Genomic DNA, 22,198 nt, shown 5'->3' on the forward strand with positions numbered 1-22,198 from the left:
TCATCGGGTAGCTCGGTCAGGTGGTGACAGGGTAGCCAGATTCTACCCCGCCGATGGCGATCAGGCAGCTGCGGCGGGATTTATGCAGCGTTTCCTTAACCAGGTGAATGCCCTGTTTACCGACCGCGATCCTCCCGCTGCCATTCGCCGCCTGATGCGGGAGGAAGGCATTGCCCTGCACATCACCCCCGCCCCATCGTCCGGGGGGCCGGCGGCCGACTCGTGACTGTCGCAAGTCCGCAGCCCTTGCCGGAATGCAGCGCCACGGCTTCGTCCTGCGATCGAGCGCGCCCGTTTTCGCAGTTGAATATTTCATTTTCATTTGCGAAAGTCTGGTGACAGAAACGAAGCCGGCTTCGGCTTCAAATCTTCCCTGACTCACGTGGCGCGATCACGCGCAAGGCGGGCGCATGACTACCGAACACACCACTACTACCACGCCAACGCTGGATCTGTATGTCATTGGCGGTGGCATCAATGGCACCGGCATTGCCAACGACGCTGCAGGCCGCGGCCTGAGCGTCGGACTGTGCGAGCAGGATGACCTGGCCAGCGCCACCTCCTCGGCTTCCAGCAAGCTGATTCACGGCGGCCTGCGCTATCTGGAGCACTACGAGTTTCGGCTGGTACGCGAGGCCCTGCACGAGCGCGAGGTACTGCTGAACAAGGCGCCTCACATCGTCTGGCCGATGCGGTTCATCCTGCCCCATCAGTCCCACCTGCGTCCGGCCTGGATGCTGCGTGCCGGCCTGTTCCTGTATGACCATCTCAGCTCCCGGGACACGCTCCCCGGGGCACGCAGCCTGCGTTTCGGTAGCGAAAGCCCGCTCAAGAGCGATATCAGGCGCGGCTTCGAATACTCCGACTGCTGGGTCGATGATTCCCGCATGGTCGTGCTCAATGCCCTGCAGGCCAGCCAGCAGGGCGCTGAAATCCTGACCCGGACACGCTGTGTTTCGGCCGTGGAGGAGAACGGCGAATGGGTGCTCACGCTCGAGAATCTCGTCACTGGCCGTCAGGTAACCCGCCGGGCCCGGGCGCTGGTCAATGCCGCCGGCCCGTGGGTGGAAGCCTTCATCAAGGGCAATACCCGGCGCAACTCCCGCTACGGCATCAACATGATCAAGGGCAGTCACATCGTGACGCGCCGCATCAACCGGGATGAGCGGGCCTATATCCTGCAGAACGAGGACAAGCGTATCGTCTTCGTGCTGCCCTGGCAGGACGAGTACAGCCTGATCGGCACCACGGATGTCAACTACGAGGGCGATCCGGCCGGCATCACCATCAGCGACGAGGAAACGGATTACCTGCTCAAGGTGATCAACGACCACTTCGAAACACCGCTCAGCCGCGACGACATCGTGACCAGCTACTCCGGGGTACGCCCCCTGTGTGATGACGAATCCGATGATCCGTCAGCGATGAGCCGTGATTACACCCTCGATCTCGACAGCCAGGGTGCGCCCATGCTGTCGGTCTTCGGCGGCAAGATCACCACCTTCCGCAAGCTGGCGGAAGCCGCCATGACCGAGCTGGCGCCCTGGTTTCCGAACATGGGAGAAGCCTGGACGGCACACTCCACCATGCCGGGTGGCGCCATACCCGGCCGACTGGAGTACGCCAGTCGTCTGGAGCAGGATTATCCCTTCCTGGGCGAGGCCCGGGCGCGGCGTTTCGCGTCCAGCTACGGCGCCCTGTGCGAGCGTTTCCTGCGCGGCATTACCTCGCTCGAAGAGCTGGGCGAGGATTTCGGTGGCGGCATGACCCGCGCCGAGGTCGATTACCTCATTGCTCACGAGTGGGCCATGAGCGTGGAGGACATCCTCTGGCGCCGCACCAAGATGGACATGCATCTCGATGGCACCCAGCGTCAGCGGCTGAACGACTATGTCGAAGAGCAGGTGCATCGGCAGGTCGAGCATCCCGAACCGGCCTGAGCCGGAAGCGGTAGCTCCTCGAAGCCCTGATCGAGTACGCCCCGGCAGGCACTGCCGGGGCGTCTGTCATCGGAACCGTCGAAACAGGCAGGGCGTCAGCCGTCGACGGCTCAGCCCTGGATGCCCCCGTGCGTCAGCTGCGCGGGATCCAGATGGCGCTCGAGCTCCTCGCGGGAGAGCTCGGTTTCCTCCTCGGCCACATCAATGATCGGCCGACCCTCCTGATAGGCCTTCTTGGCCACCCTGGCCGCTGCATTGTAGCCGAGCACCGGATTGAGGGCGGTCACCAGCACCGGGTTCTTCGCCAGCGGCTGCTCGATGCTGTCACGCCGCACGTTGAAGCTATTGATCGCCTTGTCCGCCAGCAGACGCGAGACGTTGTCGAGCAGGTTGATCGAGCCCAGCACGTTGTGCGCCATCAGCGGCAGCATCACGTTGAGCTGGAAGTTGCCCGATTGGCCGCCCACGGTAATCGCCGCATCGTTGCCGATGACCTGAGCCGCCACCTGGGCGGCCGATTCGGGAATGACCGGATTGACCTTGCCCGGCATGATCGAACTGCCCGGCTGGAGCGCCTCGAGTTCGATTTCACCGAGCCCGGCCAGCGGTCCCGAGTTCATCCAGCGCAGATCGTTGCTGATCTTCATCAGCGCGCAGGCATACGCCTTGAGATGCCCGGAAAGCTCGACGGTGGCATCCTGGGAGCCGAGGCTGGCAAAGAAGCTGTCGCTGGGACGGAATGCCAGCCCGGTATGCTCGGAGAGCCTGCGGGCGAAGCGCTCGGCAAACTCGGGATGCGCGTTGATGCCGGTGCCCACGGCCGTACCGCCCTGGGCGAGTCGCGCCAGCCGCGACATCACGCCCTCCAGCCGCTCGATTGACTGGCCGACCTGATCGGCCCAGCCGCCCAGCTCCTGGCTCATGCGCACCGGCATGGCATCCATCAGATGGGTCCGGCCGGTCTTGACCACATCATCGAGCGCCTTGCCCTTCTCTTCGATCATCTGCTGCAGATGACGCAGGGTGGGCAGCAGCCGCTCGTGCAGTTCCAGACTGCAGGCAATGTGCAGGGCGGTGGGAATGGTGTCGTTACTGCTCTGCCCCATGTTGACATGGTCATTGGGGCCGACTTCCAGCCCATCTCCGGAAGCCAGATGAGAGATGACCTCGTTGACATTCATGTTGGTGGACGTGCCCGAACCGGTCTGGAAGACATCCACCGGGAACTGATCGGCATGCTCCCCGGCAATCAGCGCATCGGCTGCTGCAATGATTGCCTTCGCCCGCGCTTCGTCGAGCAGCTCGAGCTCCAGATTGACCTCGGCCGCTGCTCGCTTGACCCGCGCCACCGCGCGGATGAACTGGGGCGGCAGCGGTTGTCCACTGACCGGAAAGTTGTCGATGGCCCGCTGTGTCTGGGCGCCATAGAGCGCATCCTGCGGCACTTCCAGTTCACCCATGCTGTCGCGTTCGATGCGGGTTTGGCTCATGGCTCGCTCCTTGTCGATAATGAAGGACGCCGGTACGTCGAGCTGCTTCTCCGATACGCACCGTGCCCCGATGACCGTGTCCGTTTCAGGGTGCTTCCAGCGTAGCTGATGACACGCCGCGTAACGCCCGTCATTGTTGTCACCTTCGGATTGCGCACTCAACACTTTCATCCATGCCAACCGGCCGACCGAACCGAAAGCCCCGGCCGAACAAGGAACCTTTGACATGTGGCATCGCGAAACACTGAGCCTCAAGGCCCGCTCGCGCGGCTTCCATCTGATCACCGACGAGATCGTCAGCGGCCTGGCGCCGATGCAGGAGATCACTACCGGTCTGCTGCATCTGCAGCTGTTGCACACGTCAGCGTCACTGACGCTCAACGAGAATGCCGACCCCGATGTGCGTCATGACATGGAAGCCTTCCTGCGTGACCGCATTCCGGGTGATCTGCCCTATTTCCGCCATACCATGGAAGGACCGGACGACATGCCGGCGCATATCAAGGCCAGCCTGCTGGGTACCCAGCTGACCCTCGCAGTCGAGCGCGGCCGGCTGGCCACCGGGACCTGGCAGGGTATCTGGCTGGGCGAACACCGGGAACAGGGCGGTTCACGCCGGGTACTGGCGACCCTGCAGGGCGAATGACCCGCTGCCTTGCGTGCTACCAGCCCAGCGCCTGCTTGACGAAGGGGATGGTCAGCTTGCGCTGGGCCGATAGCGAGGCGCTGTCCAGACGCGCCAGGGCATCGAAGAGACTGGTGAGCTGGCGGGGTGAGCGATGCAGGATATAGCGGGCCACTTCGTCGGGCAGCTCCATGCCGCGAATGCGCGCCCGCAGCTTCAGTGCTTCCAGCCGGCCGTCATCATCCAGCGGGCGCAGATGAAAGGTCTCGCCCCATGCCAGGCGCGACGCCAGATCGGGCAGGCCCACGGGCAGCTGGCGCGGGGCACAGTCGGCCGCGACGATGAGGCGGGTATCATGATCCCTCAGTCGATTGAAGCAGTGAAACAGCCCCTCTTCCCAGCGCTTGCGGCCCATCACGCTCTGCAGATCATCAATGGCCACCAGATCGAGGGTTTCCAGATCCTCGAGCATGTGCGGCGGAAAGTGCCCCAGATCCTCCAGTGGCAGATAAAGCGCTCGCCGGCCGAGATCATCGGCGCGATGACAGGCGGCCTGCAGCAGATGCGTGCGCCCCGACTGCGGTGCCCCCCAGAGATAGAGCAACGGTTCGCCCGAGGGTTCGAGCTGATGGCGCAACCGCTCGACCAGCGCCGGATTGGCGCCGGGAAGGAAACCGGCCAGGGTTGCATCATCTCGCAACCCCACGCCGAGTGGTAATTGAGCGGGACCTGGCATCAGCGGGAAGCGTCGTCGGAATTCGGGTTGTCATAGAGCGCACTATCCAGATAGCGCGCCAGCAGGTGTCGTAACACTACCATGATGATGGCGGCAACCGGCAACGCCAGCAGGATGCCCACGAATCCGAACAGCTGACCACCGGCCATGACGGCAAAGATCACCGCCACCGGATGCAGGCCGATCTTGTCTCCCAGCAGCAGGGGCTGCAGCAGCATGCCTTCCAGCAAATGGCCGACCAGAAAGACCCCGGCCACGCCGATCATCGGCCACATCGCCTGAAACTGGAAGAAGGTCACCAGCTCGGCGGTCAGAATGCCGGTAATCGCTCCCAGATAGGGCACGATACTGATCAGCCCGGCCATCAGACCGATCAGCAAGCCGAAGCGCACGCCCAGCAGCGACAGGCCGATGGCGTATATCCCACCGAGGACCAGCATCACGATCAGCTGTCCGCGCAGAAAGGCCCCCAGTACCTCATCACACTCGCGGGCCAGTCGGGTTACGGTGGGTTCGAAGGCGCGCGGCAGCAGTTCACGCAGCGCCCGCTTCATTCGGTCCCAGTCCAGCAGCATGTAAAACGACACCACCGGAATCAGCAGCAGATTGGCAATCCACACCGCCAGCGCCATGCCCGAGCGTGACAGCTGACCCAGCACCTGGGCCGCGACCGTACTGGCCTCACGCCAGTGGCCGAAGATCACCGCCCGCAGCTGTTCGAAATCGGTCGCGATATCGTAGTCGGTCCACTGCTCGAGACGCGGAATTGCGTGCGTCTGCAGCCAGTTCACGGCTATCGGGATGATGTCGATCAGCTGCAGGATCTGACGCCATACCATGGGTACGACCACCAGCGCCGTCATGACCACCAGCATCAGCATACAGATGAACACCACACCGACCGCCAGTCGACGCGACAACCCGAGCTTCTGCAGCCAGTCGGCTACCGGATCTCCCAGATAAGCCAGCACCAGACTGATAAAGAACGGCATCAGGATCGGTTGCAGGGCGCTCAGCAGCCAGAGCAGCGCTGCACCGATCAGTATTGCCCACCATTGCCGAGGCATGGCCTCTCCTGTTTCTGCTATCCGAAAAAACAACGCTGCACCGGCCATGATCCGGCGCTTTTGACCCGAGGCCGGGACAGGCCGCATCCGCCCTCGACACCGGGATGATGCCAGTGAAAACCCCAGGGGGCGATGTTACAATCGCGCCCTCTCCAGAGACCCCGACCCCCGGCCGAGCGCCCGTCACAGGAGCCCGACATGACCGCTTCCCCATCCCGTGAATCGCTGTCCTACAAGGACGCCGGTGTCGATATCGATGCCGGCAATGCCCTCGTCGATCGCATCAAGGGGGTTGCCCGACGGACCGCCCGACCGGAAGTGATGGGGGGGCTGGGCGGTTTCGGCGCACTCTGTCAGCTGCCGGCCGGTTACCGCGAGCCGGTACTGGTCTCCGGCACCGATGGTGTCGGTACCAAGCTGCGCCTGGCCATGGATCTCGGCCGTCATGACACCATCGGCATCGACCTGGTGGCGATGTGCGTCAACGATCTGATCGTCTGTGGTGCCGAACCGCTGATGTTCCTGGACTATTATGCGACCGGCCAGCTCGATGTCGAGATCGCCGCCAGTGTCGTGACCGGCATCGGCACCGGCTGCGAGCAGGCCGGCTGCGCCCTGGTGGGTGGTGAAACCGCCGAAATGCCCGGCATGTACGAAGGGTCGGATTATGATCTGGCCGGTTTCTGCGTGGGTGTGGTGGAGAAGAGCGACATTCTCGATGGCAGCCGGGTCGCAGAGGGCGACGTGGTGCTGGGACTGGCATCCAGCGGGCCGCACTCCAACGGCTACTCGCTGATCCGTCGCATCATCGAACGCAGTCAGGCTGATCTTGCTGCCCCGCTTGATGACGGCAGCGGCTCGACACTGGGCGACGCGCTGATGGCACCCACCCGCATCTATGTGCGCGCCCTGCTCTCGCTGCTGCATGACAGCGACATCCCGGTGCATGCGCTCTCCCACATCACCGGTGGCGGGCTGCTGGAGAACATCCCCCGCGTGCTGCCCGAACACGCCTGTGTTCATCTCGATATCCGGGGCTGGCAGCGGCCGGCGGTCTTCGACTGGCTGCAGCGCGAAGGCAATGTCGAGGAACACGAGATGCACCGTGTCTTCAACTGCGGTATCGGCATGATCGTGGTCGTTCCTGCGGCCGAGGCCGAGCGTGCGGCAGCGCATCTCGCCGAACAGGGCGAAACGGTGCATCGACTGGGTCAGGTGCGTCCACGCGGTGATCAATCCGAACAGGTACAGCTGGAGAATCTGCCGGCATGAGCGAGACTTCCGAAAACGGCGACCATACTCCGGAATATGCCGCCGAGCAGGCCGAACCACGACGCATCGTGGTACTGATCTCCGGTAACGGCAGCAACCTGCAGGCACTGATCGATGCCCAGCAGACCGAGGAGCTCGGGGGTGAAATCGCGGCAGTGATTTCCAACCGCGGCGATGCCTATGGTCTGGTGCGCGCCCGGGAAGCCGAAATCCCCGCCGTGGTGCTCCCGCATCACGAGTACGATTCGCGCGAGCGCTATGATGGCGCCCTGATCAAGGTCATCGACCGTCACGCGCCGGATCTAATCGTGCTTGCCGGCTTCATGCGCATTCTGACCCCGGCGCTGGTGCAGCGCTATCATGGCCGGATGATGAACATCCACCCCTCGCTGCTGCCGGCCTATCGCGGTCTTCATACCCATCAGCGCGCCCTGGATGACGGGATCGGCGAGCACGGGGCCAGCGTGCACTTCGTGACCGAAGAGCTCGATGGCGGCCCGCTCGTCGTCCAGGCAGCCGTACCGGTCATGAGTGACGACACGGCCGAAACGCTGGCCGAACGTGTTCAGACCCGGGAACACCTCCTTTACCCCATGGTGATCCGCTGGTTCCTGGACGGTCGGCTGCAGCTGGCAGGGGATCGCCCGCGACTCGATGGCCAGCCGCTGCCCGAGCACGGCCTGCGCCTGGCCGCCGAGGATGTCAGCGAGGAAGATCTGTAGCCTCCCCCCGGCGGTATCCCCTGCCGATCCGGGCGCTCCATGCGAGCGCCCGTTTCATGTGCACGCGCTGCCGGCGCGGTACTTGCACCCCCACCGAGCTCTGCCAGGCTGATGACAGTTAGACTTTCGTCTAACTCGTTCGGAACATCGACCAACAGGGATGCTGTCGATATGCAATACCGTCCGCTGGGTAATTCGGGACTGCTGGTATCGGAAATCGTACTGGGCACGGTGCCCTTCGGGGGCAGCGGCGGATTCGAAAAGGCCGCCAGCGTCGATGTCGAGGGCGCACGCCGACAGATCGACATCGCGCTCGATGCCGGCGTCAACCTGATCGATACCGCCAACCTCTACTCCATGGGCGAGGCCGAAGAGATTACCGGCAAGGCGCTCGGGAGCAAGCGCCAGGACATCATTCTGGCCAGCAAGGCGCGCAGCCCCCTGGGGGATAACCCCAACCACAGCGGTTTCTCGCGCTACCATCTGATCGAAGCCTGTGAAGCCAGCCTCAGACGACTGGGCACCGATCACATCGATCTCTATCAGATGCACAACTGGGATGGCATCACCCCCATCGAGGAGATGCTTCATGCCCTGGATCACCTGATTCAGAGCGGCAAGATCCGCTACTACGGCACCTCCAACTTCACCGGCTGGCAGATGATGAAAACCATCGGGCGGGCCGAACTGCACAACCTCGCGCAACCGATCAGTCAGCAGATCTACTACACCCCGGAATCCCGCGAGGCCGAATACGAACTGATGCCACTGGCCATCGACCAGAACATCGCCACCCTGGTCTGGGGACCGATGGGTGAAGGGCTCTTCAACGGCAAGGTGCGTCGTGGGCAGCAGGCGCCGGAAGGGACGCGTCAGGGCAACAACTGGCCGGAACCCTATGTCCATGACATGGCGCGCGCCTATGACATCATCGAACTGTTCGCCGAAATTGCCGAAGCGCACAACAGCTCGATTCCGCGCACCTGCCTCGCCTGGCTGAAGGATCGCCCCGGCGTGACGTCACTGATCATCGGTGCCCGCAGCGAGGCGCATCTGCAGGACGATCTGGCAGCCGCCGAACTGACCCTGAGCCAGCAGGAAATCGATCGCATCGAAAGCGCCACCCGCCCGGCGCCGCTCTATCCCTACTGGCACCGGATCGTCGCCGGCATGGATCGCATCGACAAGGCCGAGAAACCCTTTCTCGATAACTTCCGCAGCACCATCGCCAACCGCAACGACGAGCGCTGAACGGTCGGACCTGTCCATGAAAAAGCCCCTTCCGGGGCTTTTTCATTACCACATGTCATGGTCACACTGCAGCCGGCTCAGGTACGCGGCAGGGTCACCCCGCGCTGGCCCATGTACTTGCCGCCACGGTCCTTGTAGGAGACATCGCAATCCTCGTCGGACTCCAGAAACAGCATCTGGGCCACGCCCTCGTTGGCGTAGATGCGGGCCGGCAGGTTGGTGGTATTGGAAAACTCCAGCGTTACATGCCCTTCCCACTCGGGCTCCAGCGGCGTGACATTGACGATGATGCCGCAGCGCGCATAGGTAGACTTGCCCAGACAGATGGTCAGCACATTGCGCGGAATGCGGAAGTACTCCACGGTGCGCGCCAGGGCAAAGGAGTTCGGCGGAATCACGCAGGCCTCGCCCTTCACATCGACGAAGCTCTTGTCATCGAAGTGCTTGGGGTCAACGGTCGCCGAATGAATGTTGGTGAACACCTTGAATTCATCCGAACAGCGCACGTCATAGCCGTAGCTCGAGGTCCCATAGGAGATCACCCGCTGATCCCCCACATGACGGACCTGATCGAATTCGAACGGTTCGATCATGCCATGCTCCTGCGCCATGCGGCGGATCCATTTGTCAGCCTTGATACTCACGGGTGCGCTCCCTCGACATCGAGCGGAAATGAACAGGGGCATGCCATGGCGTCTGCCAGACAGGGCATGACATGCCGGCGGGCCGGTATGATACCGGCCCGGGGCGCGTTTTCCAAAGCCTGTCAGCGGCGGCGGCGCCTACTCGCCGAAGCTGATCGAAGGCCCGTCCGGGGTGCCCTTCGTGGTCAGCTGTTCATCGATGCGCGAGGCCATCCGACGGAAGGTCATGGCCACCTCGCCTTCCGGCTCGGCGACCACGGTCGGCCGCCCGCCATCGACCTGTTCGCGAATCGACAGCGCCAGCGGCAGCTGACCCAGCATCTCGGTCTCGTACTGGGCCGCGATCTTCTCGCCGCCGCCTTCACCGAAGATGTGCTCGGTATGACCACAGTTCGAGCAGGTATGCAGGCTCATGTTCTCGACCACCCCCAGCACCGGGACGTTGACCTTGCGGAACATCTCGATGCCCTTGCGCGCATCCAGCAGCGCAATGTCCTGCGGCGTGGTCACGATCACCGAGCCGGTCACCGGCACCTTCTGCGACAGTGTCAGCTGAATGTCACCGGTGCCCGGCGGCATGTCGATGAACAGGTAATCCAGCTCGCCCCACTCGGTCTGGGTGAGCAGCTGCTGGAACGCACCGGAGACCATCGGCCCGCGCCAGACCATGGCGGTTTCGATATCCACCAGCATCGCCATCGACATCGCCTTCAGACCGTGCGCCTCGACCGGGCGCATGGTCTGATCGTCCACCATGCTCGGCCGGGTACCCGGTGCGATGCCCAGCATCTGCGCCTGGCTGGGACCATAGATATCGGCATCCAGCAGGCCGACCCGATGCCCCTCGGCGGCCATGGCCAGCGCCAGATTGACCGTGACGGTCGACTTGCCGACGCCTCCCTTCCCGGAAGCGACGGCCACCACATGCTTCACACTCTCGAGCACGGGACTCTCCACTGAACGAAATGCATTTTCATCAGTATAAACCGTCGGCACCGGCTCTCACCAAACGGATCGCGGCCGTTCCCGGTCAGGGATCAACCCGGCCCCGGAGCGCCTTGCGCTGACCACGCTGTTTCTTGTGCTCGAGTCGCCGGCGCTTTGCCGATCGGCTGGGCCGGGTCGGCTTGCGCGGCCGGACGGGCTGCATCACGCCGGCGATCAGCTGTTTCAGCCGCTGGCGCGCGTCATCACGGTTCTGCTGCTGGGTACGATACTGCTGCGCCCGAATGACCACCACACCTTCGCGGCTGATACGGTCATCATTGAGTGCCAGCAGTTTCTCCCTGATGCCCTCGGGCAGGCTGGAGGCATGAATGTCGAAACGCAGATGAATGGCCGTCGCCACCTTGTTGACGTTCTGCCCCCCTGCACCCCGGGCCCGCATCGCGTGCATGGTGATCTCGTGCTCAGCGAGGGTGAGGTTTCGGGAAACCTGCAGCGACATCGTTCTCTCCTGCTGAATGGCGGCGCTGACAATCAACGCCGGATGACAGCCGTACGGTCGAGCGGCACTCAGTCGAGTCCCAGCACCTGCCAGGCGCGCAGCTTGGCGTTGATGAAATCGTGGTGCTCGACATGCAAAAGCTCCGCCAGCTTGCGTACCCGCGCCTCTTCCTGCGGATCCAGTTCGCCATCGGCGTAGGCCAGCTGCCACATGCGCTGCACCAGCGCGGTCTTGCGCTGATAGTCGTAGCGGTCGTTGATCAGCCGTACGAACTGGTAGTGGTCAACGCTCTCTTCGGCTTCCTGCAGGGCCAGCCGTACCAGCTCATCGACTGCCTGCTCATCGAGCGAAAAGCGCCGCTGCAGCATCCGTGTCAGCGCCATGCGCTCTTCGTCATCCACCTTGCCATCAGCCCGGATGATCTCGCACATCAGGGCGGCCGTGGCCAGCTCCAGGGTCAGTTCGGCATCGTTGGCAGCATCGGGCCGGGCCACCATGCGATCGAAGAAGTTCTGTATGGCATCGAGCATCGCTCTCTCCTGCATCCGGCGGGATAAACACCTCACGTTACAGGATCATTCGACCCGTTTCAGGCGCCGGGTTCCCTGCACGACCGTGCGCCCACGGCCCCAGCGGCCGGCAGTCGATCCTTGTTGGCCGTCCCGGGCGCCTGCATGGATGCAGCCATGCGCCATGCGGGCTACAATCGGGCCCTTCACCCGATGACACCCGTTCATTCGTTTTCGATTCAGTAACCGAGCCGCCATGCCCACTACCAACGCCAAGCGCAAGATCCTGGTCACCAGTGCCCTGCCCTATGCCAACGGCTCGATCCATCTGGGCCATCTGCTGGAGTATATCCAGACCGACATCTGGGTGCGCTTCCAGAAAAGCCGTGGCAATGAGTGCTACTACGTGTGTGCCGACGACACCCACGGTACCCCGGTCATGCTGCGTGCCGAGCAGGAAGGGCTGACCCCGGAGCAGCTGATCGAGCGCGTATCACAGGAACACCAGACGGATTTTGCCCGGTTCGGCATCGGCTTCGATAACTACTATTCCACCCACTCGCCGGAGAATCGCGAGCACAGCGAGCGCATCTACAAGGCACTGCGTGAAGCCGGTCACATTGCCACCCGCGATATCGAGCAGATGTACGATCCGGCCAGGGGCATGTTTCTTGCCGATCGCTTCGTCAAGGGCACCTGTCCGAAGTGTGGTACCGAGGATCAGTACGGTGACAACTGCGAAGCGTGCGGTGCCACCTATACGCCGGCGGAACTGATCAGGCCGGTTTCGGCGATCTCCGGCGCCACCCCGGAGGTGCGCAGCTCCACTCACTACTTCTTCCGGCTGCCGGCCTTTGCCGATTTCCTCAAGCAGTGGATTCGGGATGATCATGTCCAGCCGCAGATAGCCAACAAGCTGCAGGAGTGGTTCGAGGCCGGCCTGAACGAGTGGGACATCTCCCGCGATGCGCCCTACTTCGGCTTCGAGATCCCCGATGCGCCGGGCAAGTACTTCTATGTCTGGCTGGATGCGCCGATCGGCTATCTGGCCAGCTTCCAGAACCTCTGTGATCGTGAAGGCATCAGCTTCGACGAATACTGGCGGCAGGACAGCGACGCCGAGGTCTATCACTTCATCGGCAAGGATATCGTCTACTTCCACGCCCTGTTCTGGCCGGCCATGCTCGAGGGAGCAGGCCTGCGCACCCCCAGCGGCATCAACTGCCACGGCTTCGTGACGGTCAACGGCGCCAAGATGTCGAAATCCCGCGGCACCTTCATCAAGGCCGAGACCTTCGCCGAATATCTCAACCCGGAGTATCTGCGCTACTACTTTGCCGCCAAGCTGACGCCGGGCGTGGACGACCTGGACCTCAATCTCGAGGACTTCACCAACCGGGTGAATGCCGATCTGGTCGGCAAGGTGGTCAACATCGCCAGCCGCTGCGCCGGGTTCGTGAAGAAACAGGGCGGCACCCTCTCGACGCAGTGCGCCCAGCCCGAGCGATTGCAGCGCTTCATCGACGAGGGCGAGATCATCGCCGGGGATTTCGAGGCGCGCGAGTTCAATCACGCCGTACGGCGCATCATGGCGCTGGCCGATGAAGCCAACACCTACATCGCCGAAGCCGAGCCCTGGGTACTGGCCAAACAGGAAGGCCGCGACCGGGAGGTGCTGGAGATCTGCTCGGTGGGCATCAACATGTTCCGCCAGCTGATGGTCTATCTGGCCCCCATCCTGCCGCAGATGGCCGAGGCCGCCCGGCAGTTCCTGAACGTTGACACCCTCGACTGGGAGAGTCGGCGCGCCCTGCTGCTCGATCACCCGATCGAGAAGTTCAAGCCGCTGATGACCCGGATCGACTCCGAGCGGATCGAGCAGATGATGGCCGCCTCGAAGGAGGACCTGGTGGCCGAACAGAAGCTCAGGGATGGGAACGATCAGACAACCGGGGAGCCGGCCGAAGAGAGTGCCGGGGATTCGACCGATACCCCGGTGCCCCCTCTCGCCCCCGAGATCGGGTTCGAGGATTTCAGCATACTCGATCTGCGCATCGCCCGTATCGCCCGGGCGGAATATGTCGAGGGCGCCGACAAGCTGCTCAGACTGACGCTGGATCTCGGCAACGAGACGCGCACCGTCTTTTCCGGCATTCGCAGCCAGTACGCGCCCGAGGCACTGGAAGAGCGGCTGACGGTGATGATTGCCAACCTGGCGCCGCGCAAGATGCGCTTTGGTACCTCCGAGGGCATGGTGCTGGCGGCCGGAGACGATGACGGCATCTACCTGCTGACCCCGGATGCCGGTGCCACCCCCGGCATGCGGGTTACCTGAACCATCCCCCGACAGGGGCGCCGGGCAGCACCGGCGCCCCTGACACCGGCCCTTGCTGCTGCTGAATTCAGCTCCCTGCCTGCCGATAACACTGCATCCGAACACCCCGGTGGTGTTGAGCAATAGTGTCCGGGTTCAGGAGCATATCGGCATGCACTCACTGCGCGTTCGCTTTCTGGTATCGATCAGCCTGGTGGCCGTGCTGGCACTACTGGCGCTGCTGCTGATTGCCCGGCTGCTGATCTATCCCAATCTGATCAGCCAAGAAAATGTCTATGCCAATCAGGAGCTCGACCGGGTTCAGAGTACCCTTCAGGGTCATCTCGACAGCCTCGGTGGGGTCACCCGGGACTGGGCCAACTGGGATGCCAGTTACGACTTCATGCTGGGGCGGCGACCGGATTACACCGTCGAAAACTTCAGCCAGGAGATGTTCGAGGACACCCGTCACCTGATGATGGTGTATCTCGATCTGCAGGGGAATCCGGTCTGGATAGCCGGCCATAATCCGCAGACGAATCAATACAGCACCTGCAGTACACCGGCAGGTGACTGTGGCTGGACTGCCGCGACCGTCAGCGTCATACAGGCGCATGTCCGCGGGCAGCACGAGGGGCTCGATCGGTGGCTGCTGAGCACACCCTCCCCCATGATGGCGGCCACCAGCTCGATCCTGCCGACCGATCCCCAGGCCGGCCCGACGGTGGGCTGGCTGACCATCGTGCGCGACATGGATGCCGACTGGCTTGCATCGGTCCGGGCCCAGACCGGCATCGACATCGCGGTAGAGCCCCGACTGCATCCGGCGCCGAATCTGCAGCTGCCGGCACTGATGCGCGTGGATCGTGACCGGCTGATGATCAGTCGACAGCTAACAGCCGTTCCCGACAACACCCTGCTCGAGCTTCGCGCCATGCTGCCTCGCCGAGATTTTGCGGCCAACTGGCAGACCTTCCATTTCGCCATGTTCTGGACGGCCGCCCTGCTGGTGGTTGTACTCACCGTGGTACTGCTGCTGCTCGAGCGGATTGTTCTTTCACCCACCCGACGGCTGGCCCTGTTCACCCGTGAGCAGTGTCAGCAGACGGGGCCGGTTGAGCTGCCGGTCTCACTGATCGCCCGGCGTGATGAAATCGGCAGCCTAGCACGGCAGTTCCAGCAGCTGTTGCGCCAGCAGCAGGCGCAGACCGAATCACTGAAACGGCTTTCCCGGCATGACCATCTGACCGGGCCATATAACCGGCGCTACCTGGATGAGCAGCTTCATCATCTCATCACCCGGGCCCAGCGGGATCATGTCTCGCTGGGCGTGATCACCCTCGATATCGACCATTTCAAGGCCTATAACGATCATTACGGGCATCCAGCGGGCGACTACTGCCTGCAGCAGGTGGCCCGAACCATGAAGCACTGTCTCGGCAACGAAGGCATCATTGCCCGCAGTGGCGGCGAAGAGTTTACCGTACTGCTGACCAACTGCGCCCCGAAACGAATCCGGATGCATGCCGAACGGCTCAGGGCGGCCATCGACAACCTGGCCCTGGGCCACGAATACTCCCCGACGGCCGATCATGTCACCATCAGCTCGGGCATTGCAGTATTCGACCCCTGCCACCCCTGCTCTGCCGAGGAACTCGTGCAGCGCGCGGACAGGATGCTCTACAGGGCCAAGCTGGCTGGTCGTAACCGGATGGGTGACGACGAGCAGGTCAGGGCCACCGGCCCCGAAGCCTGACCGCCAGGCGTACTGCATCGGGCATTCGATCCGTTCCGGCATTGCACGTATAATCGCTGACCGTTCCCGCTTCATGCAGGCTGGGAACCGTTCCGCCACTGACCCTGTGTCGCATGCCCATGAGCGAATCCGCCATCATCACCGTCGACGAGATCGATCGTCAGCTGCCCCAGACCCAGTGTGGCAAGTGCGGCCATCCCGGCTGCCGACCATATGCCGAGGCCATCGCGGCCGGCGAGGCCATCAATCGCTGCCCGCCCGGTGGTGAGTCCACGGTAAGGGCGCTGGCCGAACTGCTGGATCGTCCGGAAATCCCGCTTGAGCAGAGCGCCGAACAGCCCAAGCTGGCCGTCATCCGCGAGGATGAGTGCATCGGCTGTGTGAAGTGTCTGCGCGCCTGCCCGGTGGATGCCATTGTCGGTGCCGCCAAACGGATGCACACCGTCATCGAACAGGAGTGCACCGGCTGCGAGCTCTGCGTCGAACCCTGCCCGGTGGACTGCATCGATATCGTGCCGCATCCCGGCTGGGAAAGGGCCGCAGACGCGCAGGAACAGCAGGCCTGGCTGGCGCGCCGCGCCGAGCTCGGGCGGCAACGCTTTCATGCCCGCAATGAACGGCTGGAACACCGTCGGGCCGAGCGCGAGACGCGCCGACGGGAGCGCCTGAAACGTCGCCTCGGCACCCGGGATGCCGCCCCCGAGCCGGCCGAGAGCCGCGAGGCGCGACCGGTCACGACCGGCTCGTCCGGCCGCCCCCTGCGCGATCAGCGCAGCTCGCGCGCCGCACGGGCAGCCGCCCGAACGGCGGTGCGCCGTCTCGAACAGCGCCTTGAGCAGACTCGCGCCCGCAATGAGGATGCCACCCAGGACGAGGCCGAGCTGGAGCGCGCCCGCCAGCGGCTGGCGGATATCGATGCACAGCGCGATACCGCACCGGAGCACGACCGCCCGCCGGAGGCCGAAGCCGCTCCCGATACCGATTCCGCAACGCTCAACCGTCTGCGCATGGCCGTGGCCGCAGCCGATCAGGCCCGCCAGCGTGCCCGTCGTCAGCTGAGTCATGCCGAAAGGCGTGGCAGCGACGCCGATCGTGAGGAAGCCCGGGCCACGCTCGATGACGCCGAGGCCATGCATCAGCGGGCAGTTGCTTCCCTCGAACAGGCCCTGCCCTCCGGCAGCTGATCCGTTCCCATGCAGAGACAGACCGAGCACCAATGAACAACGACAAGCGCCGCCGCATTTTCGAACGCCTGCGCGAAGCCAATCCTGAACCGACCACCGAACTGAACTGGACCACCCCGTTCGAACTGCTGGTCGCCGTCGCGCTTTCCGCCCAGTCCACGGATGTGGGCGTCAACAAGGCCACGGCGCGGCTGTTTGCCGATGCCAATACCCCCGAGGCCGTGCTGGCGCTGGAGCTGGAGGGTGTGAAAGAGCACATCAAGACGCTGGGCCTTTACAACAACAAGGCCAGACACCTGATCGCCATGTGCGAGCAGCTGGTGGCACAGCATGACGGCGAAGTACCACGTGATCGCCGGGCGCTCGAGGCGCTGCCCGGCGTGGGTCGCAAGACGGCCAACGTGATTCTCAACACGGCCTTCGGTGAGCCCACCATCGCCGTGGACACGCACATCTTCCGGGTCGCCAATCGCACCCGGCTGGCGAGCGGCAAAAACGTCAACGAGGTCGAGCAGAAGCTGCTGAAAGTGGTGCCGAAGGAGTTTCGGCGGGATGCCCATCACTGGCTGATCCTGCATGGGCGCTATACCTGTCTGGCGCGCAAGCCCCGCTGCGGCAGCTGTATCATCGAGGATCTGTGCGAATACCCTGACAAGCTCGAAATCGACCAGGCGTGACCGGGGTGCCCGCCACCGATCCCCACCCCTGATGCGACGCACCTTCGGAAGCTGTCGTTTCCGGGCAGGAACCGATGGAACGACCTGCAACTCAAACTGCCGAATACCGTGCTGACCCGGCATGTCGGCACGAAAGCAAAGACCGGTTTCACAAGAGCAATTCCGTGTTCAAGACAAGCATCCGTCATGACTGGCGCAGCGCCATGCGTCGAGTCGGTTCCGTCCGTACAGCCATTGCGGCGACCCTGTCGCTGTGCCTGCTCTTTTCCCTGACCGCCCGGGCCGGAGAGCTCAAAAGCGCCAGGCTCGCTACCAGCCAGGGGCAGGATCGGCTGATCATCGATACGTCAACTCCGGTTGAGCCCGAGACCTTCATGCTCGACAATCCCGCACGTATCGTCATCGATCTGCCGAATACCCGTCCCGGTAACACGGCATCGCTCGATTCGATCCGATCCGACGCCATCCGGGATATTCGCCACGGTATCCGCAATGGCGATGACCTGCGTCTGGTGCTGGACATGAAGCGCGCCCTTTCCGGGGACGAGGTCGAACTGAAAAGTGCTCACGAGGGGCAGCGCGTCATCCTGACACTGGGCGCGCAGGACGACAGCACATCATCCACGGCAGCTACTGCACCGCCCGATGATCTGCGCGATATCGTCATTGCCATCGACCCGGGTCATGGCGGCAAGGATGCCGGGGCGGTGGCCGCCGATGGCACCCGGGAAAAGAACATCGTGCTGCCGATCGCCCGCTTCATCGCCCGCGATCTCAACAGCCAGCCCGGCTTTCGGGCATTTCTGACCCGCAGTGACGACAGCTTCATCAGTCTGCGGGGCCGGGTACGCAAGGCGCGCGAGCACAACGCCGATTTCTTCGTGTCCGTTCACGCCAACACGGTCGATTCCTCGAAGCCGCGCGGCACCATGGTCTTCGCCCTCTCCCGCCATGGTGCCACCTCGACCATGGCCAGCTGGATGGCCCGCAAGGAGAACCATGCCTCCATGCTCGGAAACGGTGGCTCGCTTGATCTCGAGGGCCGCAGCGCGCTGATGCGACGTACCCTGATCGACCTCAGCCTCGAAGCCAAGGTCAACGATTCACTGGAGGCCGGACAGGACATGCTTGATGCCGTCAGCGAGGTCAATCCGGTCTACAAGTCGGATGTCGAGCAGGCCAACTTTGCCGTACTGCGCTCACCCGATATTCCATCACTGCTGGTGGAGACCGACTTCCTGTCCAACCCGCACGGGCTGGCCCGCCTCGAGTCAACGCAGTTCCGCCACCAGCTGGCGGATGCCATCAGCAACGGCATCGAGGCCCACTTTCGCAAGACGCCGCCCATGGGCACGCTGCTCGCCTGGCGCCGGGAGCATCCCGATCCGATTGCCGAAGCTGCCGCCCGGAACGGTGATGGCCACTACCGGGTCAAGAGCGGCGATACCCTGTCGGGCATTGCCAATCGCCATGATGTCAGCCTGCAGGCCCTGCGACGGGCCAACCACCTGAGCAGGGACAGCGTGCTCAATGTCGGGGAGTCGCTGACCATACCCAGCGCCTGAGTCGGCGTCACGGCATTACTGGAGCAGCTCGCGACGGTACGCCGGCAGCAGTTCGGGCCAGGTCCATGGCGATACATCCGGCGGTACGGGGCGGGCGTGCGGCTCGCTCAGCCAGTGAGCCAGTCTGGTGGTCAAGGACTCCAGCGAACCGTCATAGCGATAGGCCGGGGCGTAGTACTCCGGAAAGCAGAGCCGCTCCGGCACCAGGGGCAGACAGCCGTGCTGTACGGCCTCCATGACGGCCAGTCCCTGAAACTCGTGTTCGGCAGTCGAGACCACGATCCCCCCTTCCGCCAGCCGACGCTGGTACTCCGGGCGGGGCTGACCGCCCCAGCAGACAAGCCGGGCCGCGAACTCCTCGCGTGCCTGGTCGAAAACCGGTGGCGAGCGACGAAACTGCTGCCCCATCACGGCAATCTCGAACTCGATGTTGCGCGCTTCCAGTGCCCGGCAGGCGGCAAAGAAATCCTCCGGGTTCTTGTCATACTCCCAGCGGTGATTCCAGATCAGCCGAGCCGGTCGGGAATCTGCCCCGCCGGCCGAAACACACTCCAATGGTACCGGCAACAGACTGCTGTGACGCTCGATCCGGTCAACTGCCTCATGCGACAGCCGATCGGGCATGCGGGCCAGGAAACGCCTGGCGCCGGCAAGCAGGCTGTGACGATTCCAGCTGCTGTTGAACAGCACCCGATCGGCCGCCAGCGCACTGTAGAGATTGACCATCAGCGGCTCGGGCCGAAAGCTCTGCCCGGGGCCAGAGGGGTAGGCAAACTGGTTTTCATGGAAATAAACCACCCGGCGCGCCCGGCCGAGATGGGGATACAGCCCGATCAGGGTGGCCAGATCCACCATGGAGGTCGCAACTACCAGATCGTAATGACCGTTCAGGGTCTCGTGGGAGTGGGTCGACCAGAGCAGCGGATTGGCGCGCATGCGCCACTGAAAATGACGCGGCGACAGCTCCAGCAGGGTCCAGTCGATCTCCGGCAGGTGTTCGATAATGCCACGCGCCCAGTAGCGATGACTGGCCGCCGCGTAGCCCGACAGCAGCAGTGCCCTCATGTGCGTTGGCTTCAACAGGTTCGTTGGCAGTTCAGCGGCAGGCCAGCGGCTCGCCACGCGGGCACGATGCCCCGAATGCCCGGGCTCGTGCAGCCGGTTCAGCGCTGCTCGAAGACCCGGTCGCCATGGTCGTCGATATAGCGTTCGGCCTTGAGCCGGATGAGCTCGATACAGCCATCGCGATCCGGCACCGTATCCGCACGCTCGAAACGCTGCTCCTGTACCTGCCCCTGCTCATCGGTGCGCCGGATACGGCCACTGACCCGGTACTGACCGCTCGCCTTCTGCGGCTCCGGAATGATCTCGTAGCCGCGATATTCGACGCTGTCGGCCGGCTGCGTGCCGACCTCGCCTTCCTGCGCAGTGCGACCGCCGGACATCAGTCCCGCCAGCAGACGTTTCAGCATGATCGATCTCCTCACGAATACAGCCGACGGCTCACCCGCGGATGAGCCGTCGGACAATGCGCCGAACCACATGATTCGAGCTCAGTCGTTCGCGCGGCCCCGGCTGGCGCCGATCCGCAGGCGCAGGGCATTGAGGCGGATGAAGCCCTCGGCATCCTTCTGATCGTAGGCGCCGGCATCGTCCTCGAAGGTCGCAATCGAGGCATCGAACAGGGAGTCCTCGGACTGGCGTCCCACCACGATCACGTTGCCCTTGTAGAGCTTGAGGCGCACTACCCCGTTGGCCGTGGTCTGCGACTGATCGATCGCCGCCTGCAGCATGTGCCGCTCGGGGCTCCACCAGTAGCCGTTGTAGACCAGCTCGGCATAGCGCGGCATCAGCTCATCCTTGAGGTGAGCGGACTCGCGATCCAGCGTGATCGACTCGATTGCCCGGTGCGCACGCAGCAGGATGGTGCCGCCGGGGGTTTCGTAGCAGCCCCGCGACTTCATGCCGACATAGCGGTTTTCGACAATATCGAGCCGGCCGATGCCGTTCTCGCCGCCGATCCGGTTGAGGTACGACAGGATTTCATGCGCCGGCATCGACCGACCGTCAATGGCGACCACATCGCCCTTCTCGAAGGTCAGATCGATATAGGTGGCCTGATCCGGGGCTGCCTCGGGGCTGACACTCCAGCGCCACATCTCCTCCTCGGCTTCCGTCCACGGATCCTCCAGCACGCCGCCTTCATAGGAAATGTGCAGCAGGTTGGCGTCCATCGAGTACGGCGACTTCTTCTTGTTCTGGGCGAAATCAACCGGGATCTCGTGCTGTTCGCAGTAGGCCATCAGCTTCTCGCGCGAAGTCAGATCCCACTCCCGCCACGGCGCGATCACCCGGACGCCCGGCTTGAGCGCATAGGCCCCAAGCTCGAAACGCACCTGATCATTGCCCTTGCCGGTGGCCCCGTGCGCGATGGCATCGGCGCCGGTCTCGTTGGCGATCTCGACCAGCCGGCGCGCGATCAGCGGGCGGGCAATCGAGGTCCCCAGCAGGTACTCGCCCTCGTAGACGGTATTGGCACGAAACATCGGGAACACATAGTCGCGAACGAAGGTTTCGCGCAGATCCTCGATGTAGATTTCCTTCACTCCCAGCGCCTGCGCCTTGGCGCGAGCCGGTTCGACTTCTTCCCCCTGACCGAGGTCGGCCGTGAAGGTCACCACCTCGCAGCCGTAGGTTTCCTGCAACCACTTGACGATTACCGAGGTGTCCAGCCCACCCGAGTAGGCGAGCACGACCTTCCTGACATCCGACATGCCTGGCTCCTTGCTGACAGTGATAAATGGCGCACGAAAATGCCCTGCGGCCGATTATATCGCCGCACCCCCGGCTCGAACACCGCTTGCCGGGACGCCGGCCTTTTTCACCTGCTACAATGGCATCATTCTGCCGTCCAGGCACCATTTCACGACCGGTAAGGCGCAACGTGACGGCTACCCGTACCATCGATTCCGTGTGCACTCATTGTCAGCGCGTTCACC

The 22,198-nt window shown here is 63.5% G+C and carries 21 protein-coding genes; 10 read left to right on the forward strand and 11 right to left on the reverse strand.

Annotated elements, in window-relative coordinates; genetic code table 11:
- Positions 1 to 16: 16 nt before the first annotated feature.
- Entirely contained in the window at positions 17 to 382 is a 366-nt protein-coding gene (locus C7446_RS16315) for a hypothetical protein (RefSeq protein ID WP_147408750.1), read from the reverse strand.
- Positions 383 to 410: 28 nt separating this feature from the next.
- On the opposite strand from C7446_RS16315, the gene glpD reads away from it, so the two are divergent.
- Entirely contained in the window at positions 411 to 1,940 is a 1,530-nt protein-coding gene (gene glpD, locus C7446_RS10355) for a glycerol-3-phosphate dehydrogenase (RefSeq protein ID WP_121173046.1), read from the forward strand.
- A 110-nt stretch (positions 1,941 to 2,050) separates the two neighbouring features.
- Here glpD and C7446_RS10360 read toward each other — a convergent pair whose 3' ends face one another.
- Positions 2,051 to 3,430: a class II fumarate hydratase gene (locus C7446_RS10360; RefSeq protein WP_121173047.1), complete on the reverse strand. Its 1,380-nt coding sequence runs from the start codon at positions 3,428 to 3,430 to the stop codon at positions 2,051 to 2,053.
- 226 nt (positions 3,431 to 3,656) lie between these two features.
- Here C7446_RS10360 and C7446_RS10365 point away from each other — a divergent pair, with 226 nt between their 5' ends.
- Positions 3,657 to 4,076: a secondary thiamine-phosphate synthase enzyme YjbQ gene (locus C7446_RS10365; RefSeq protein ID WP_121173048.1), complete on the forward strand. Its 420-nt coding sequence runs from the start codon at positions 3,657 to 3,659 to the stop codon at positions 4,074 to 4,076.
- Positions 4,077 to 4,092: 16 nt separating this feature from the next.
- On the opposite strand, the gene hda is transcribed toward C7446_RS10365, so the two are convergent.
- Entirely contained in the window at positions 4,093 to 4,794 is a 702-nt protein-coding gene (hda, locus tag C7446_RS10370; protein ID WP_121173049.1) for a DnaA regulatory inactivator Hda, read from the reverse strand.
- Complete coding sequence (locus tag C7446_RS10375) at positions 4,791 to 5,858, reverse strand: AI-2E family transporter (protein ID WP_121173050.1); 1,068 nt, start codon at positions 5,856 to 5,858, stop codon at positions 4,791 to 4,793. Before C7446_RS10375 ends, hda begins: the two co-directional genes overlap by 4 nt.
- 198 nt (positions 5,859 to 6,056) lie before the next feature.
- Here C7446_RS10375 and purM point away from each other — a divergent pair, with 198 nt between their 5' ends.
- The 3 genes from purM to C7446_RS10390 all read left to right on the forward strand — a co-directional run bounded on the left by purM (position 6,057) and on the right by C7446_RS10390 (position 9,103).
- Entirely contained in the window at positions 6,057 to 7,130 is a 1,074-nt protein-coding gene (gene purM, locus C7446_RS10380; protein WP_121173051.1) for a phosphoribosylformylglycinamidine cyclo-ligase, read from the forward strand.
- On the forward strand, positions 7,127 to 7,852 hold the full coding sequence (gene purN, locus C7446_RS10385; protein ID WP_121173052.1) for a phosphoribosylglycinamide formyltransferase: 726 nt from the start codon (positions 7,127 to 7,129) through the stop codon (positions 7,850 to 7,852). The genes purM and purN overlap by 4 nt, the downstream gene beginning before the upstream one ends.
- A gap of 171 nt (positions 7,853 to 8,023) precedes the next feature.
- Positions 8,024 to 9,103, forward strand: coding sequence for an aldo/keto reductase (locus C7446_RS10390; RefSeq protein WP_121173053.1), 1,080 nt, complete (start codon positions 8,024 to 8,026; stop codon positions 9,101 to 9,103).
- 77 nt (positions 9,104 to 9,180) lie between these two features.
- On the opposite strand, the gene dcd is transcribed toward C7446_RS10390, so the two are convergent.
- The 4 genes from dcd to C7446_RS10410 all read right to left on the reverse strand — a co-directional run bounded on the left by dcd (position 9,181) and on the right by C7446_RS10410 (position 11,724).
- Positions 9,181 to 9,747 (reverse strand): dCTP deaminase, encoded by a 567-nt coding sequence (gene dcd, locus C7446_RS10395; RefSeq protein ID WP_070977626.1) that lies wholly within the window; start codon positions 9,745 to 9,747, stop codon positions 9,181 to 9,183.
- 138 nt (positions 9,748 to 9,885) lie between these two features.
- On the reverse strand, positions 9,886 to 10,704 hold the full coding sequence (apbC, locus tag C7446_RS10400; RefSeq protein WP_121173054.1) for an iron-sulfur cluster carrier protein ApbC: 819 nt from the start codon (positions 10,702 to 10,704) through the stop codon (positions 9,886 to 9,888).
- A 73-nt stretch (positions 10,705 to 10,777) separates the two neighbouring features.
- Positions 10,778 to 11,194: an alternative ribosome rescue aminoacyl-tRNA hydrolase ArfB gene (arfB, locus tag C7446_RS10405; RefSeq protein ID WP_121173055.1), complete on the reverse strand. Its 417-nt coding sequence runs from the start codon at positions 11,192 to 11,194 to the stop codon at positions 10,778 to 10,780.
- A 68-nt stretch (positions 11,195 to 11,262) separates the two neighbouring features.
- Positions 11,263 to 11,724, reverse strand: coding sequence for a tellurite resistance TerB family protein (locus tag C7446_RS10410; RefSeq protein WP_121173056.1), 462 nt, complete (start codon positions 11,722 to 11,724; stop codon positions 11,263 to 11,265).
- 235 nt (positions 11,725 to 11,959) lie between these two features.
- Here C7446_RS10410 and metG point away from each other — a divergent pair, with 235 nt between their 5' ends.
- From metG to C7446_RS10435, 5 genes are all read left to right on the forward strand, one after another.
- Entirely contained in the window at positions 11,960 to 14,038 is a 2,079-nt protein-coding gene (gene metG, locus C7446_RS10415) for a methionine--tRNA ligase (protein ID WP_121173057.1), read from the forward strand.
- A 151-nt stretch (positions 14,039 to 14,189) separates the two neighbouring features.
- A complete protein-coding gene (locus C7446_RS10420; RefSeq protein ID WP_121173058.1) occupies positions 14,190 to 15,773 on the forward strand; it encodes a diguanylate cyclase domain-containing protein in 1,584 nt (527 codons plus the stop codon).
- A 119-nt stretch (positions 15,774 to 15,892) separates the two neighbouring features.
- Positions 15,893 to 16,957: an RnfABCDGE type electron transport complex subunit B gene (locus C7446_RS10425; protein ID WP_121173310.1), complete on the forward strand. Its 1,065-nt coding sequence runs from the start codon at positions 15,893 to 15,895 to the stop codon at positions 16,955 to 16,957.
- Positions 16,958 to 16,989: 32 nt separating this feature from the next.
- Positions 16,990 to 17,634 (forward strand): endonuclease III, encoded by a 645-nt coding sequence (gene nth / locus C7446_RS10430; RefSeq protein WP_121173059.1) that lies wholly within the window; start codon positions 16,990 to 16,992, stop codon positions 17,632 to 17,634.
- Positions 17,635 to 17,798: 164 nt separating this feature from the next.
- Complete coding sequence (locus C7446_RS10435; protein WP_170150057.1) at positions 17,799 to 19,199, forward strand: N-acetylmuramoyl-L-alanine amidase; 1,401 nt, start codon at positions 17,799 to 17,801, stop codon at positions 19,197 to 19,199.
- A gap of 15 nt (positions 19,200 to 19,214) precedes the next feature.
- Here C7446_RS10435 and C7446_RS10440 read toward each other — a convergent pair whose 3' ends face one another.
- From C7446_RS10440 to C7446_RS10450, 3 genes are all read right to left on the reverse strand, one after another.
- Complete coding sequence (locus C7446_RS10440; protein WP_121173061.1) at positions 19,215 to 20,264, reverse strand: tRNA-queuosine alpha-mannosyltransferase domain-containing protein; 1,050 nt, start codon at positions 20,262 to 20,264, stop codon at positions 19,215 to 19,217.
- Positions 20,265 to 20,362: 98 nt separating this feature from the next.
- Complete coding sequence (locus tag C7446_RS10445) at positions 20,363 to 20,671, reverse strand: HlyU family transcriptional regulator (RefSeq protein ID WP_121173062.1); 309 nt, start codon at positions 20,669 to 20,671, stop codon at positions 20,363 to 20,365.
- 81 nt (positions 20,672 to 20,752) lie between these two features.
- Positions 20,753 to 21,973 (reverse strand): argininosuccinate synthase, encoded by a 1,221-nt coding sequence (locus tag C7446_RS10450; protein WP_121173063.1) that lies wholly within the window; start codon positions 21,971 to 21,973, stop codon positions 20,753 to 20,755.
- Positions 21,974 to 22,198: the final 225 nt, after the last annotated feature.

It is taken from the genome of Kushneria sinocarnis (assembly GCF_003633775.1).
Taxonomy (GTDB): Bacteria; Pseudomonadota; Gammaproteobacteria; order Pseudomonadales; family Halomonadaceae; genus Kushneria; species Kushneria sinocarnis.